Here is a 14,315-nt window from a genome sequence, read left to right as displayed (position 1 = left end):
TTGTCCCAGCCGTCTCCTGCCGCATCCGGCGCCTTGTCCGGCCTTGTTGTCCTCGACCTTTCCCGCATTCTCGCCGGACCGACCTGCACCCAGATCCTGGGCGATCTCGGTGCGGAGGTGATCAAGATCGAACGGCCGGGCCGGGGGGACGACACGCGCGGTTGGGGACCGCCCTTCCTGAAAGATGGTGAGGGCAGGGAGACCGGCGAAAGCGCCTACTACCTTTCCTCCAATCGCAACAAGGCGTCCGTCGCCATTGATCTCGCCAGCCCCGAAGGGCAGCAGCTGATTGCCGATCTGGCGGCAAAGGCCGACATTCTGGTGGAGAACTTCAAGGTCGGTGACCTGAAGCGGCGCGGACTTGACTATGACACGCTGAAGGTTCGCAACCCGCGCCTGATATACTGTTCCATAACCGGCTTCGGACAGACCGGCCCCTACGCACAGCGGGCAGGATATGATTTCCTGATCCAGGGCATGGGCGGGATCATGTCGCTGACGGGCTTTGCGGATGAGGACGGCGGCACGGAAACCAAATGCGGCGTCGGCATCGCCGACGTCATGTGCGGGATGTATGCGACCGTCTCCATCCTCGCTGCACTCAACCACCGCAACAGCACCGGAGAAGGTCAGTCCATCGATATCTCGCTGCTGGATGCTCAGGTCTCCTGGCTGATCAACCAGGGTGTGGCCTATCTTACCTCCGGCAAGGTGCCGGGCCGCCTCGGCAACGGCCATCCCACCATCGTGCCCTACGAGACTTTCCCGGCAAGCGACCAGTCCTTCATTCTGGCGGTTGGCAATGACAGCCAGTTCGGCAAGTTCTGCAAGGTTGCCGGTGCGCCGGAACTGGCCGAAGATCCGCGTTATGCCAGGAATGCCGACCGGGTGCGCAACCGTGCGGAGCTGGTCCCGAAGATCCGGCGTCTGACAATCGAGAAGGCCGCGGCAGAGTGGATTGCCGAGCTTGAAGCTGAAGGCGTTCCCTGCGGCCCGGTGAACGATCTGGAACAGGTTTTTGCCGATCCGCAGGTGCTGGCGCGCCAGATGCGGATCACCCTGCCGCATCCGCTTGGCGGCGAAGTCGATCTGATCGGCTCGCCCATCAACCTGGAAAAGACGCCGGTTGCCTACCGCAGCGCGCCACCGCTTGTGGGAGCGGATACTGCGGATGTTCTGACCCGTCTGCTTGGACTTGGTGCAGACACCCTTTCCGATCTTGCCGGCAGAGGCATTCTCGACCTCGGCCCAACCCCGCCAGACACGGCGACTGAAGGATACAGCAGCAAATGACCACCGGTGCGGATATCATCGCAGGCAAACTACACGCGGCAGGCTGCCGTCACGCCTTCGGCATTCCGGGCGGCGAGGTGCTAGCCCTCATGCAGGCGCTGGACGAGGCAGGCCTCAACTTTGTGCTGGTGAAGCACGAGAATGCGGGTGGCTTCATGGCCGAAGGCGGCTGGCATGCCGACGGCGCGCCAGGCGTGCTTCTTGCAACGCTCGGGCCGGGAGCGGCCAATGCGGTCAACGTCGTTGCCAATGCCTGGCAGGACCGGGTGCCGCTGATCTTCCTCACCGGGTGTGTCGACCACGGAGAGGCGGAAAGCTACACCCACCAGGTGTTCGATCATCAACAGTTGCTGCGCCCCATCGTCAAGGCCAGCTTCTCTGCTCGCCTGGGGGCGCTGGACGTGATGATGGAAAAGGCACTGGCCATTGCGCTCGACGGCCAGCCTGGCCCGGTGCACATCGACGTACCGATCCGTGTTGCCGAGGGGGACACACAGGAAGCCTGGAGCCGTGTGTTCCAGTCTTCACCGGTCGCAACCGCACCGGTGCCCGGCCCGGATCTCGACACTGCGCTGGACCTTTTCAGAAAGGCCGAACGGCCGATTGCGATCGCCGGTGTCGATGCCGTCAACGAGGCAGCTTCGGCTGCAATTTCCGAATTCTGCGAAGCGTTTCAAATCCCCCTTGTCACCAGCTACAAGGGCAAGGGCCTGCTCGACGAAAACAATCCGCTTGCCCTTGGCGGAGCCGGCCTCTCACCCAAGGCCGATGGCCTGCTGCTGCCGCTCATCAACAAGAGCGACTGCATTCTGCTGCTCGGTTACGACCCCATCGAGATGCGCATTAACTGGCGCAATCCGTGGGATGCCGACGCGCCCGTGGTCGACATCACCCCGGTGCTGCGCACCCATGGCATGCACAGTGTACGGTCAACGCTGCGCAGCGCAGTGCAACCGGCGCTGGATCTATTGGGCGCTGCGCGCCAGCCGGCAAAGCCCACCTGGCCGGAAGGAGAGCCCGCCGCCGTCCGGGCCGAGCTGGACAAGGCCTTCGCACCGGAAGCGTCCGGCTGGGGCCCGGGCACGGTCTTCCACACGCTGCGCGCGGCCTTGCCGGCCGACACGGTGGCAACCGCCGACAGCGGTGCTCACCGCATTCTTGTCAGCCAGATCTGGCGCTGTCCGATGCCTCGTCAGATGCTGCAGTCTTCTGCACTCTGCACCATGGGCTGCGCCGTGCCGCTGGCCATGGGCCACCGCGTGGTTGAAGGGGCATCCCCTGTGATTGCCTTTGTCGGCGACGCAGGTCTGGAAATGTGCCTTGGTGAACTTTCCACCCTGCGTGACCTCAAGATCCCCGTCATCATCTGTGTGCTGGTCGACACAAGCCTGTCGCTGATCGAGTTGAAACAGCGCTCCAGCCAGCGCCCGAATGTGGGTGTGGATTTCGGCGAAACGGATTTCCCGGCCGTCGCCAGAGCCTATGGCGGCCACGGTGTGTGGGTGGAGGACGCAGAAACTTTGCACCGTGAGGCCGAGGACGCGCTCACCCGCGAAGGTTTCACCCTGCTGGCCTGCCGGATTGAGCGGCGGGCATATGATGGGACGTTTTAGAGAGGGCTAGAACCAGCTCAGCGCAAAAATGAGAGTTGATATGAATGAGAATTTTAAGCGTATTTCTTACATTTTTTAGCCTTTTTACCAATGCATGGGCCGAGAATACTACGACCCCGGTTCTTCAAATTGTTGCATTCAAAGGCGGTACATTAAACCTGAGAGCTGAAAACATTACAGAAGTAAACGTTCAGCCTGTTGCCAGGTCGCAAGAGATTGAAGTGAATATAAGAATGGATGCCGAGTACCGAGATGCTTTTCGGAAACTTAGCATCGAAAGTCGCAATCTTCTTGTCATCGTCTTGGTTTGTGGGGAGGAAGTTTTCAGACCAGTTATTCTCGAACCGATAATCAGTGGTCGAATTTACGTCGGCCAATTTTCAAAGGAACGCGCAAGTGAAACTGTCGATCTGCTCTCCGGTCGTAGTTCTTGTGGCGAATAACGCCGCGAAGCATATGTCTCCGAACGTCACGATTTGACCAGCCAGCGGAAGGCATCCCGGAGAAAGGCCTGGCCGTTTTCGGACACCGGGGTGCCGTGCGCGATCAGAACCCTCTTGCTGGGCCAGTCCAAGATTTGCCGCACGGCAACCCGGGCGGCATCCCGGTTCGTGAAAGCGAGCCGGAATTTCCGGGGAACGGAAGGCGTTTGCCTTGTCATCAGGTCGAGGCGGGCAACCAGGGCACGCCATCCCTTGAACCAGCCGGGTGAAAACTGCTGCAGCAGATCCGCGAAGATAGCCGTGCCGCTGGCCCGGTGGAACAATACGGCTTCGCTGGTAATCCGGTTTCCTGGAACCACCACGACATCAATCTCTGCCTGCCAGCCGGGCACCGTGATGCCAGCGAGTTCGCCAGCGAAGACAAGATCCGGGCGTTTTTTACGCAGACCCGGTGGTGCGAGAATTTCGGCGTCGGGATAGGCCTGCTGCCATTCGGCAAGGAAGGTGTCATGCAGACTGTTCGGCGGAACGATATAGCGGACCGTGCCGAGCGCATCGACGGCAGAACCGAGCTCCGGAGAAAAGGCAACGGGCGACCAGACGACTAACCCTTCGTTGGAAAGGCGGATGATCGCCATGCGCGTGGGATAGTGAAATCCGGCAGCGGCTCTCACTGTCGGGCCTTCCGCAATCCAGATTTCCGGTCCGAATTCCTTGAGCATCGCCTGGCTCCATTATTTACACGAGTATAAAATTACACTAGAGTATAAAAATGACAAGTCTGAAACGCACCGAGCGATCGCGCGCACTCATCCTCGATGCTGCGGAAATCGCGTTTCGCGAACTTGGGTTCGAAGGGGCTACGGTTCATGTGATTGCCGAGCGCGCAGGGCTGACGCGCAAGACCGTCTATAATCTCTTCGGGTCGAAGGAAGACATTGCTCTCAGCCTCATAGCGCGGGTGGAAGCCCGGGACACAGACTATCGTGACCGCATGGCCGAGGGGCAGCATGCGGTAACGTTGCTCGAAGCAGTGCTGATAGACAGTGCCCATTGGTGCATGGCCAACCCTGCAGTGGCGCGGCTTGCACTGGTGCCGGTTCAAAGACCTTCCCTCGAGCCACCGTCAGACCGCCCCTCCTTTCAGGGGCTCGTGCGGGACATCCTGGCTCTCGGCCAGGCCCAGGGGCTGATCCGCAAGGATGAAGGACCGGAATTCATGGCCCTGATCGTACTGGGTGTCTACGGACAAGCCATGCTGAACGGTTTGCAGGCCGGCGTGGTTCCAGAGGCAGACATTCGCAAGATTGTGCGTCTTGTGGTGGAGGGCATTGGCGGAGTGACTGCCTGATGCATCCATGTGTAGCGACGCTGCCATTATTACCTAGTTCGCCAGCCTTCAAGACGCGGTGAATTTTAATCAGTCTGGCAAGAAACCCTTAACCATCGAGCCTGAAACCGCCTGCCAAGCAGTGTTACCCACTATCGGTGGTCGTGGGTGTCACACAATTTCCCCTATTCGCTGTGTCTGATTCACTTTCTGTGGGATGAGGAGTGATTGATGACGGAGAAGCGTGCCAGAACTGGCTACCCCTCTTTGGTGGTGGCCATATGTGGTTTTGTTGCACTTGGAGGTGTGATCGCGGTCCTCAGTGCCTGGTCTTTCGTCGGCCAGCGGCTGAAGGAAAGCCGCGACGCTGCACTTGCGGAAGCCGTCTCGGTCAGGGCCAGGGGCGTTGGGCTGGATTTTGCCCGGGAACTTCACCAGGATTGGCGCAATCTTCGGCTTGTTGCGGTTGAGATGACAGGGCGCGGCGAGCCTGCCGTCAGAACAGCATTGGATCTGATCGTCGCCGAAAAGGAGCGTATCTCCTGGGCCGGTCTTGCGTCGGTCGATGGAAAGGTCCTGACGGCCTCGTCCGGCATGCTGGAAGGCGCCGATGTTTCTTCTCGTCCGTGGTTCACGAACGGCCTTGGCGGAGATTTCGCCGGGGATGTTCATCCGGCCGTTCTTCTGGCGGAGCTGCTGCCACCCATTGGAAACGAGCCGAGGCGCTTTCTCGATATGGCAACGCCTGTAACGGATGAATTCGGGTCGGTCGAAGGGGTGTTGGCCTTCCATATCAATCACCACTGGGTCGAGCAGTATCTGTCTGAAACCGCCCATTCCATGGGGCTGGATGTCTATGTGATCGACCGGACAGGGAACATTGTTGCACGAACAGATGGCCTTTCCGAGCCGATCGACAAGCTGCAGAGTTTTCGGTCCGCAATGACCGGTGCCCGGCAAACCGGGGTGGAGAAATGGCCGGACGGCGCAACTTACTTCACGACCGTGATCCCGGTGCTCGGCTATGCGGACCTGCCAGCATTCGGCTGGAGCATGATCGCGCGCATCAACAACACTGCGCACCCCATCGGCGAATTCACGAGCCTTTTCATCGTCTACTTCGTGACCCTCGGCATCGTCCTTGCCGCTCTTACGGCCTTGTTCATCCTGATTTTCGTTCGGCCTTTTCGCAAACTTGCAAAAACCGCCAGGGCTGTCATGCGCGGTGAGGACATCTACCCCTATGAAGCAAGGACCACGGCGGAAGCGAGCGTGCTGAGTGCGGCTGTCGCACGGTTACAAAACAAGATGCAGCCGTAAGATCTTGTGCTGTCAGCGTTGTGGCGCTGACAGTCTTTGTGCAAGGTCACCAAGCAACGCGCGGTAACGCGTTTTGGTTACGCCAGGGGCTTCTCCCGTTGTGTAGAAGCGGCGTAGCAGGGCTTCATGCTGTTCCGGTTGCGGCTCCAGCAGGAGGCGGGCGCCGTCGTCGTCCGGCATCGTCACGATGGCATTGACGATGCCAACACCGTCGATTTCGATCCGGACCGGGGTATCGTCGGGTATCGACGCACCACGGATCCTGACGGAGTTCTGAGTCAATCCCACGATCCAGACCCGGGTTCTGCCAGTGTCTGAATGAAGAATGGCCCGTTCGGGTTTGTCCTGGAAATGGATCTCGCGCCTGGGAAGTTCCACGCAGACAATCATCGTCACGCCGAGGACAATCAGGTTGTAGAACGTCCAGAACATGATCACGAGCTTGCCATCGCCTGCGTCATTATACGCAAAGTGGTCGGAGATGATGCCGAGCAGCAAGCCGACAATGGTCAGCAGGAAGAACGTGCCGAAGAGGCCAATCAAGCGCCACTGAACGACCACCCGGCTTCTGTCGCCACCTTTTGCGGTCACTGAGAAGGGATGTCCCTTCGGAAAGAACAGTCCCGTGAAGGCGGCCCTGGTAATCGGCACTGCGCCGAGCAGCTGGCTGATGTCGTTGACGATCGGAACGACCAGTCCTCCGGACACAAAGTTCAAGGTGATCAGGATCCAGAGGTAATAGGTGCCGAAATAGCGCAGCACTTCCTGCAAGGTCGCATCGACGACCATGATGTTGAAGTACCAGTAGAGCAGCGGGTAGACGAGGATAGCGATCCGGAACGGAAAGTTCGTCGTCCAGTAAAGCACGCTGTCGACCACGCTCCATCGGTCGGCAAGCCCCAAGCGATTGTCGGAAAAGGGGCCGAACCGGCTGCGGGCGATCTGCATCATGCCGAGACACCATCTGGCGCGCTGGCTGATGTATTCCTTGAGACCTTCCGGTGCGAGGCCCTCGGAAAGGGCTTCATTCAGGTAGACCGTGTTGTAACCGGCATCCTTCAGGCAAAGCGTCAGAAGGAAATCCTCTGTAATGCTTTCCGTCGAAAACCATCCGATCTTCTGCAGCGCGTTCCAGCGGATGACGGAAGAAGTTCCGCAACAAAAGGCAATGCCCCAGGCATCACGCGACGGCTGCAGGTAGTCGAAGAAAAAGCGTTGTTCGTCCGGATAGGACCGGCTGAGGCCGAGATTGTGCTGGATCGGATCCGAGTTGAAGAAATGTTGCGGCGTTTGAACCAGTCCCACCTTTTCATCCTTGAGAAGAGCGACCGTTCTTTTCAGGAAATTGCTGTGTGGAACGAAGTCTGCATCAAGGACGGCAATGAAACTGGGCGCTGTATCTTCTTCGGCCATTTGGCGAAGCGCATGGTTCATGTTGCCTGCCTTGGCTCCCGTGTTTTCGGGCCGGCTGACGTAGGTAACCCCTTGCGCGACACAGTAGTCCTTCAGCCAGTCGCGCCTGCTGTCATCAAGCACATGGACGCTGAAATCCGGATAATCGAGGGCAAGTGCTCCAACGATCGTGCGTTCCAGAACGTCCCGCTCTTCGTTGTAGGTGGGAATGAGAACCGCCACCTTTGGAGCGGGTTCCGGTTCCCACCAGTCTTGCTGCCGGTCCGCCTCCTGTTTGCGGTCGCGGTGCCTCGACAGGATAAGAAATGCACTGAGCGAGGACAGGCACGCTGCGCATTCGATCGCGAAGAAGGACCAGCTTGCGAGGCAGTCGAAGGTCAGGTCCAGCGGTGCGAGCGTGTAGGCGGCGCGCCAATACAGATATCGCGCTGTCAGCACGGCGCAGACTGCAAAGAGCAGAGCCCTGTGCCAGGTTTTTTCCCGGGACAGAAGCAAAGGAACTAGCATTCCAAGCGCCAGCACCAGGTTGAGCTGCACGATGCTGGAAACGGTGTCGCTTAGGTAAAGGACCGGGAACATCTCAGAGCCAGAGGGTGCGCAGGAAATCGAGAGGTCTTGCTTCGAAGAAAACCCGGCCCGTTCTCCCGATCGCACAGGCAAGTGCCGGATCTTCGCGGATTGCGGGTACGACAAGCGTCACGTCGAAGCGCTGCAGGTGTCTTTCGCTGGGCGCAACGGCAAGGTTTCGGTAAATCGTCTCTGCCCCGGAACCGGCCAGACGCGTGATCGTACCCTCCAGAACCTTCTGGTCGTTGCTCACGCGAAACTTGGCAAGGTCTCCGATCTTGAGGCGGTTATAGACGGATTCCGCGACACTCAAGGTGATGATCGTGGAGGTGCAATTCACCAGGCGCATCAACGGCTCGCCTCGTTCAACCGTCTCGCCGTTTGCCGTCAGCACTTCCCAAACGGTTCCGTCGACGTTCGAAATGAGTTTCGAGGAGGCCAGCCGGTTCACTCTCAGCCGCTCGACATTGATGCGATTGTCCAAGGCCTTTGCCTTTTCCTTTTCCGCATTGAGCAAGGCCTGGTTTTCGGACTGGTCCAGTGTCAGTTCCGAAATGCGTTGTTCGGAGTAGGGAGCATCATTGTAACCATCGCCCAGAAACGTTCCGTCTTGAGCCGCCTGCAGTTCGATTTCGACAACGGCCGCCCGTTGGCGTGCACTTTCCAGATCCTGCGCTGCAACCCTTTGCGTCGCTCTGATCCGCTCGAAGGAGGCTGAAGCCTCCAGGCCGCGATCTGTCAGCTGTTTGGAGCGCTGGAAAGCCGCCTCCGCCTCATCCCCCCTGGCTTCGGCAGCACCGATTTCGAAGGTCAAGGCACGCAGCTCCGCTTGAAGCTGCAGGATCCGCTGCTGCTGATAGCGCTCCGATCTCGCCTGCAAATCACTGACGGACTGTTCGATCGCGGCTATCACGGTCGACAGCCGGTCAACCTCGGCTGTCGCAAACGCCTTTTCGCGGATCATGTCGTTGAGGTAGATGTTGTCGACAAGGGGATCATCGATCGACCCCAGTTGTTCGCCCTCTGCAACAGACGATCCGAGCAGCCGGTGCTCCAGCGTCAGTTGTCCGGCTGTCGGCGCCCGTACCGTTGTGAGCCTTGCATTGATAACCGCATCTGCGCTGGTGCCTGACAACTGCTCCCCTGCAATCACAAACCCCGCGGCGACGATGACCAGGCCTGCAAGCAACAATCTCAGAATCCGCATCTGACCTCTCAAATGAGTCTGTCGAGAATGAATGCCCCCAGCGCAAACTCCCGTATCGCGTGAAGCGTGTAAAGGGAGCTTCTTTGCATTAGTTAATATCCCGGGCCTGTGGAAAGAATACCAATCTATTCAAGCGACAAGGAGGCTTAGGCGAATTCGATCAAAGGTTGTAGAGGGAGGGAAATCGAAGCATTCCTGCATCCCGTGGCGCATGAGCGAGGCACGTCCTGATCCCGAAGGACAGTTTTGCAGATCCTTCAAGCCGACCTGACTTCACAGGTTTTCTGGCAATTGCAGCGGTTTAAGACGCAAGGCAATTCAAGCGTCAATTCATTGAGTATCGACTTCTTGTAATCAGCCCGCCCGTGCGGCGTTCCAATCCGCAAGGTGCCGCAGGATTGGCACCAGGGCGAGGCCATCGCGTGTCAATGAATAACCGGTTGCAACATGTGCCGATCGGGACACCAACCCATCTTTTTCAAGTTCGCGCATCGCTCGAACGAGCACACGACGGCTTGCAAATTCAAGGCGGCGCTGAATGTCCGGTAGGCCGCTATCCTTCTCGGACAGCACAATCAGGATCGACGCTTTCCACTGTCCGCTCACGGTCTGGAGGCCGGCTGCAAGATCACACCATCCGTGGAGGTTCCCTCGGTTTCGCTCCTGGATCGTCGACCAGGTCCGGCGGGCTGTGTCAAAATTGTCAGACTGGTCCATGCGCGGGAAACTCCGATAGGTGTCTCCCGAAACATGGAGACCACGCGATGTCAGTACAAGTTTTCACCGGATTTCATCACTCTGCGATCCGCTCCCCGGACCTTCAGCGTTCCGTTTCCTTTTATGAGGAAATCGGTTTCCATCAGGTGCACGACTGGAGACTGCCGAGCTATGGCATCGATCGCGCGATAATGATGCAGGCACCCGACAGGAAAAGCTGGATCGAATTGTTCGACCTGAAGGCCGAGATCCCGATGCAAGGTGTTGGTGCGCAACAGGGGCAAAAGGTTTCGACAGGTGCGCTCGCACACCTCTGCTTGAGCGTGACGGATCTTGAACAGGCTTGCGTGCGGATTGTCGAAGCCGGTGCGAGGCATCTGCATGGCCCGGAAGCACTGACACTTGGCCAACCCGAAGTGCGGGTTCGCAACGCAATCTTTGAAGGGCCGGCCGGCGAGATCATCGAACTCTTGCAGCCGGTCCGCTTCCCTGGCGACCAGTCGGCCTAGGGAAAATCAGAAATTTCCACGACAGCATTTTGCCCCGCGCGTGTGGACAGCGGGTCCGCCCCAGTTGACCCCCATGATGGTTCCGGCAATCCTTCATCCTGACGCGGGGATTTTCGCTGCGGTGAGGGGGAGATGTGCATGAGCCGGGAACGCATCACGGAAACAATCGCCTGGCAGTCGGCCGATCCGCATCTGACCGGCAATTTTGCGCCAATCGGCAGCGAGATCGATGCGGAGGGGCTGGAAGTGATCTCCGGGCGCATTCCGGAAGATCTGCTGGGAACATATATCCGCAACGGCCCCAACCCTCGCTATGAGCCCGTCTCCTACAATTATCCGCTGGAAGGCGACGGCATGTTGCACGCGATCCGCTTTGAAGGCGGAAAGGCGAGCTACCGCAATCGCTATGTGCGCACCCGCGGTTTCGAGATCGAGCATCAGGCAGGTCACGCGGTCTTCGGCGGCGTGATGACGCCGCGCCCTGTTGATCCTGCCTTGCTGGGGCCGGAGGACGATCCGGACAATCCTTTCAAGGCGTCCGCCTTCATTGGCGTGATGCAGCATGGCGGCCAGTTGCTCGCCCTTGGCGAGTGCGAACCGGCCTGGGAGATCGGCCCGGATCTGGAAACGCGCGGCCCCTGGACGGCAGGCACCAATGCGCCAATCCTGATGGGGGCACACAACAGGGTTCATCCGGTTACCGGCGATCTCTATGCCCTCAGTTACGACTTCGCCTCGCCCACGGTCACGCTGCATCACGTTGGCCGCGAAGGCAAGCTGCGCCGAAGCTTCGACATCACCCTTGCAGCGCCGAGCATGATCCACGACTTCGTGCTGACCGAGCGCCACCTGGTGCTGCTGATCGGCCCGCTGGTTTTCGACATGGAAGCGATGATGTCCGGCGGATCCATGCTGCAATGGAAGCCGGAGATGGGAACGCGCATTGCCGTGCAGCCGCTGGATGGCGGTGCTGTGACCTGGTACGAGGCCGAGCCGTTTTTCGTCTTCCACTTTGCCAACGGTTTCGAGCGCGGCAGCGACATCGTCATCGACTATGTGCGTCACCAGAAACTCTATCTTGGGTATGGCGAACCCAACACCCAGCCGCCGACACTTCAGCGCCTGGTGCTGGACACGGGAACGGGCCGAGTGCGTGAGCAGGCCTGGTTCGACAAGGTGGCGGAGTTCCCGAGGATCGATGACCGCAGGAATGCGCTTGCAGCACGCTATGTCTATTCCCCGACCCTGACCGACACGTTGACCGGCGGAAACGGCGCATCGGCGACATTCAACTGCCTGTTGCGGATCGATACGGAAACCGGGGACGTCAGCGCTCATGACTTCGGCAACCGCATCGCCGGTGAAGCTGTGTTCATTCCGCGTGGTGAGGCCGAAACCGCCGGCTGGCTGGCAACCTATCTCTATGATCCCGAAACGCAGACGAGTGAATTCGTGCTCCTGGACGCTGAAGGGGTCGGCGACGAACCGATCGTCCGACTGCGTCTGCCGCAACGGGTGCCGCAGGGCCTGCACGGAACCTGGGTCCCGGGCTAGGCGCGCGCGTCGAGGCCCGTTAATCCCGCCCCTTGTCCCAGGCCTTGAGCTGGTCTACGGCCCGTTTGGGGCCAAGGGTCAGGCGGTAGAAGTCGAAGAGACCCGGACGCACCGAGGCGAAAAAGTAATTGAAGTGAAGCGCAAAGAAGCGAAAGCGCAGGTGACGGAACCTCTTTGCGGTCATTCGGTCCGGAATGCACACGCTGTACCGTCTGGGTTCCGGCAACGTCTCGCCCGATGTGTTCTGCTGCGCATACCGCGCCACGGGCGTGGTGCGGCCACCGCAGAGCGGGTCATGTGGACCGTAAAGATCCGTCCAGTCGACACCGGACCGTGCCACCGCCGTCATGGCATCGCCAAAGCCGTCTTGCGCCCCGAACCCGCCGAGGCAATCGAACGCCGGTCCCATTGTGACAAAAGAGAAGCCGCCTGGGCGCCGAACGATGTCCGGCTGCCGGCGCAGGACAGCTGCAAGAATGTAGATCGCCACGAACGTGCCGCAGCTGTGCGACACGAACACCAGGTCGGTATCTTCGTCCGCTTCCGCGGCCGCGGCAACGATGAGGTCGGCGCTTTCTTCGATACGGGCGAGCATTTCGGGGTGGTTGTTCCGGGCAAGCCGGGCCATGAAGTGCCAACTGTTGACCAGGTACCGGAAGTAGGACTTGGGTTCCAGCCAGGTCATGAGCAGGTAAACCGCGAGCATCCACGCCGCACTGCCTCCCAGCAACACGGACCAGGCGATTTCTTCGGCATGGCCTTGGCGTACCGCCGCGCCCACATTGCGCAGAATGACCGGTGCCAGAAGAATGGGTGGCAGCAGGCTGGCCAGGAAGTAGAGAAGAAGTCCAACGGGGGGATAAAGACAGAAGACCCCATGCGCCCAGTTGCTTTTCAATGCAGCCCGATATCCGCCCGCCTGGGCGATCATCATGAAGGACCGGATGGCATCTGCAATCGTGCGTGGCCAGGAGCGCCGAAAATCGGCCTTGATGACGTCCCGCCAGCCAAGCTGCACAAACGTTGTCTCGACACGGCTGTCCGGCCAGTCGACATGCCCGCTCCAACTGGCCGTGGTGCCGCCGGGATCAAGACCTTCGCTGAGCTGGGAAAGGGCACCGTTCACCTTCCGGATCTTCAGGAAGGTGTCGAACTCCTTGCGGAGCAACGGGAAGCAGTAACGGGCCGGACGCAAATCATAGCCAGGAAAATAGATCACCAGTCGGTTCAGGCGGTTCTTTATTTTTCTCTCCTGACAATACTGCTCGTTTAGCCGGTCTTTGCGAGCCGGCTATTATTCTTGTTCGGACAGGCTCCATCGACTTCCCCAGCCTGCGGATCCAGCATGCACCAAACGACATGGAGGCGGCACCTGGCAAGGTCTGTTCCCCTCTTTGCCCACTGGACTTTCGTTTCGCCGTCATTATGCTGCACCTGCGAAAAGAAACCCCGGGCGGGAAACGGGGTCGCGGGAGGATGAAACAGATGATCATCTGCCGGACGAAGGCGGAGATGCGCGAAGCCGTGCAAGGCTGGAAACGCGCGGGTGAAACCGTCGGGGTGGTGCCGACAATGGGCTATCTGCATGAGGGCCATCTCGGCCTCGTGCGCATGGCGCGGCAAAAGGCAGACCGCGTGGTTGCCACCATTTTCGTCAACCCCACCCAGTTTGGCGCCAATGAGGATCTGTCGAGCTATCCGCGTGATGAAGCGCGTGATCTGGCGCTTCTGGAGGCGGAAGGCACCGACGCCGTGTTTCTGCCGAGCGTTGAGGAAATGTACGGCGCCGGCGGAGATACCTTCGTCGAGGTTCCGGGCCTCTCCGCCATTTTGCAGGGCGCTCTCAGACCCGGTCATTTCCGGGGTGTCTCTACGGTCGTCACCAAGCTCTTCAACATTGTCACGCCGGATTTCGCCGTTTTCGGCGAGAAAGACTATCAGCAGCTCACCTTGATCCGGCAGATGGTCCGTGATCTCGACATGCCGCTGGAAATCGTGCCGCACAAGACGGTGCGTGAGGAAGACGGGCTCGCGATGTCGTCGCGCAACGTTCGCCTGACGGCGGAGCACCGGGCCGACGCTGTCCAGCTCAGCCGGTCGCTCAGCGCTGCGGAGGAACTCGCGAAATCGGCCCCGGAAATTTCGGTGCTGGAAGCTGCTGTCCGAAAAAGCCTTGGGGAAGCCCCCTCCGGAAAGGTGGAAAGCGTCGACATTCGCGATGCGGAAACCCTTGAAGAGCTTTCCGGCATGCTTGACCGCCCGGCCGTGGTGCTGCTGGCCGTGCGCTTCGGCACCGTTCTCCTGATCGACCAGCGGGTGATTGCACCCGCCGCCTGATAATCCGTCTCA

General features: G+C 59.6%; 13 protein-coding genes. 8 read left to right on the top strand and 5 right to left on the bottom strand.

All coding sequences use genetic code 11. The features are described 5' to 3' along the window. Genes HCG46_RS12850 through HCG46_RS12840 form a run of 3 tightly spaced genes read left to right on the top strand, consistent with a single transcriptional unit; the run spans nt 1 to nt 3,349 of the window. Nucleotides 1-1,293, top strand: coding sequence for a CoA transferase (locus tag HCG46_RS12850; RefSeq protein ID WP_168686451.1), 1,293 nt, complete (start codon nt 1-3; stop codon nt 1,291-1,293). Beyond that, nucleotides 1,290-2,906 (top strand): thiamine pyrophosphate-binding protein, encoded by a 1,617-nt coding sequence (locus tag HCG46_RS12845; RefSeq protein ID WP_168686450.1) that lies wholly within the window; start codon nt 1,290-1,292, stop codon nt 2,904-2,906. Before HCG46_RS12850 ends, HCG46_RS12845 begins: the two co-directional genes overlap by 4 nt. Before the next feature lie 44 nt (nt 2,907-2,950). Then, complete coding sequence (locus tag HCG46_RS12840; protein ID WP_168686449.1) at nt 2,951-3,349, top strand: hypothetical protein; 399 nt, start codon at nt 2,951-2,953, stop codon at nt 3,347-3,349. A 26-nt stretch (nt 3,350-3,375) separates the two neighbouring features. On the opposite strand, the gene HCG46_RS12835 is transcribed toward HCG46_RS12840, so the two are convergent. Beyond that, entirely contained in the window at nt 3,376-4,071 is a 696-nt protein-coding gene (locus tag HCG46_RS12835; protein ID WP_168686448.1) for a DUF4336 domain-containing protein, read from the bottom strand. A 50-nt stretch (nt 4,072-4,121) separates the two neighbouring features. Between HCG46_RS12835 and HCG46_RS12830 the strand changes: the two genes are divergently transcribed. Continuing rightward, nucleotides 4,122-4,700 (top strand): TetR/AcrR family transcriptional regulator, encoded by a 579-nt coding sequence (locus tag HCG46_RS12830; RefSeq protein WP_077290921.1) that lies wholly within the window; start codon nt 4,122-4,124, stop codon nt 4,698-4,700. 210 nt (nt 4,701-4,910) lie between these two features. Beyond that, the gene (locus HCG46_RS12825; protein WP_168686447.1) at nt 4,911-5,999 is read left to right on the top strand and encodes a cache domain-containing protein; all 1,089 of its coding nucleotides are present in this window, start codon (nt 4,911-4,913) and stop codon (nt 5,997-5,999) included. Nucleotides 6,000-6,011: 12 nt separating this feature from the next. Here HCG46_RS12825 and HCG46_RS12820 read toward each other — a convergent pair whose 3' ends face one another. The 3 genes from HCG46_RS12820 to HCG46_RS12810 form a co-directional block, all read right to left on the bottom strand. Further along, on the bottom strand, nt 6,012-7,991 hold the full coding sequence (locus tag HCG46_RS12820) for a cellulose synthase catalytic subunit (protein WP_168686446.1): 1,980 nt from the start codon (nt 7,989-7,991) through the stop codon (nt 6,012-6,014). Nucleotide 7,992: 1 nt separating this feature from the next. Next, nucleotides 7,993-9,186 carry an HlyD family efflux transporter periplasmic adaptor subunit gene (locus HCG46_RS12815; RefSeq protein WP_168686445.1) on the bottom strand — a complete coding sequence of 398 codons (1,194 nt, stop codon included), beginning with the start codon at nt 9,184-9,186 and terminating at the stop codon, nt 7,993-7,995. 354 nt (nt 9,187-9,540) lie between these two features. Next, on the bottom strand, nt 9,541-9,903 hold the full coding sequence (locus HCG46_RS12810; protein ID WP_152504761.1) for a helix-turn-helix domain-containing protein: 363 nt from the start codon (nt 9,901-9,903) through the stop codon (nt 9,541-9,543). A gap of 47 nt (nt 9,904-9,950) precedes the next feature. Here HCG46_RS12810 and HCG46_RS12805 point away from each other — a divergent pair, with 47 nt between their 5' ends. Further along, the gene (locus HCG46_RS12805) at nt 9,951-10,412 is read left to right on the top strand and encodes a VOC family protein (protein ID WP_168686444.1); all 462 of its coding nucleotides are present in this window, start codon (nt 9,951-9,953) and stop codon (nt 10,410-10,412) included. Between the two features lie 138 nt (nt 10,413-10,550). After that, nucleotides 10,551-11,966 (top strand): carotenoid oxygenase family protein, encoded by a 1,416-nt coding sequence (locus HCG46_RS12800; RefSeq protein ID WP_168686443.1) that lies wholly within the window; start codon nt 10,551-10,553, stop codon nt 11,964-11,966. 19 nt (nt 11,967-11,985) lie between these two features. Here HCG46_RS12800 and HCG46_RS12795 read toward each other — a convergent pair whose 3' ends face one another. Further along, nucleotides 11,986-13,185, bottom strand: a complete 1,200-nt coding sequence (locus tag HCG46_RS12795) for a hypothetical protein (protein WP_168686442.1) — start codon at nt 13,183-13,185, stop codon at nt 11,986-11,988. 266 nt (nt 13,186-13,451) lie between these two features. On the opposite strand from HCG46_RS12795, the gene panC reads away from it, so the two are divergent. After that, nucleotides 13,452-14,303: a pantoate--beta-alanine ligase gene (panC, locus tag HCG46_RS12790; RefSeq protein WP_168686685.1), complete on the top strand. Its 852-nt coding sequence runs from the start codon at nt 13,452-13,454 to the stop codon at nt 14,301-14,303. The last annotated feature ends 12 nt before the right edge of the window (nt 14,304-14,315 follow it).

This window comes from Labrenzia sp. PO1 (assembly GCF_012273635.1).
Lineage (GTDB): Bacteria > Pseudomonadota > Alphaproteobacteria > Rhizobiales > Stappiaceae > Roseibium > Roseibium algicola.
This window is presented reverse-complemented; position numbering and strand designations above follow the sequence as displayed.

Excerpts from the sequence above, each read along its gene's own strand:
- HCG46_RS12845 (WP_168686450.1), top strand. The coding sequence starts at position 1,290 with ATGACCACCGGTGCGGATATCATCGCAGGCAAACTACACGCGGCAGGC.
- HCG46_RS12840 (WP_168686449.1), top strand. The coding sequence starts at position 2,951 with ATGAGAATTTTAAGCGTATTTCTTACATTTTTTAGCCTTTTTACCAAT.
- HCG46_RS12835 (WP_168686448.1), bottom strand. The coding sequence starts at position 4,071 with ATGCTCAAGGAATTCGGACCGGAAATCTGGATTGCGGAAGGCCCGACA.
- HCG46_RS12830 (WP_077290921.1), top strand. The coding sequence starts at position 4,122 with ATGACAAGTCTGAAACGCACCGAGCGATCGCGCGCACTCATCCTCGAT.
- HCG46_RS12825 (WP_168686447.1), top strand. The coding sequence starts at position 4,911 with ATGACGGAGAAGCGTGCCAGAACTGGCTACCCCTCTTTGGTGGTGGCC.
- HCG46_RS12820 (WP_168686446.1), bottom strand. The coding sequence starts at position 7,991 with ATGTTCCCGGTCCTTTACCTAAGCGACACCGTTTCCAGCATCGTGCAG.
- HCG46_RS12815 (WP_168686445.1), bottom strand. The coding sequence starts at position 9,186 with ATGCGGATTCTGAGATTGTTGCTTGCAGGCCTGGTCATCGTCGCCGCG.
- HCG46_RS12810 (WP_152504761.1), bottom strand. The coding sequence starts at position 9,903 with ATGGACCAGTCTGACAATTTTGACACAGCCCGCCGGACCTGGTCGACG.
- HCG46_RS12805 (WP_168686444.1), top strand. The coding sequence starts at position 9,951 with ATGTCAGTACAAGTTTTCACCGGATTTCATCACTCTGCGATCCGCTCC.
- HCG46_RS12800 (WP_168686443.1), top strand. The coding sequence starts at position 10,551 with ATGAGCCGGGAACGCATCACGGAAACAATCGCCTGGCAGTCGGCCGAT.
- panC (WP_168686685.1), top strand. The coding sequence starts at position 13,452 with ATGATCATCTGCCGGACGAAGGCGGAGATGCGCGAAGCCGTGCAAGGC.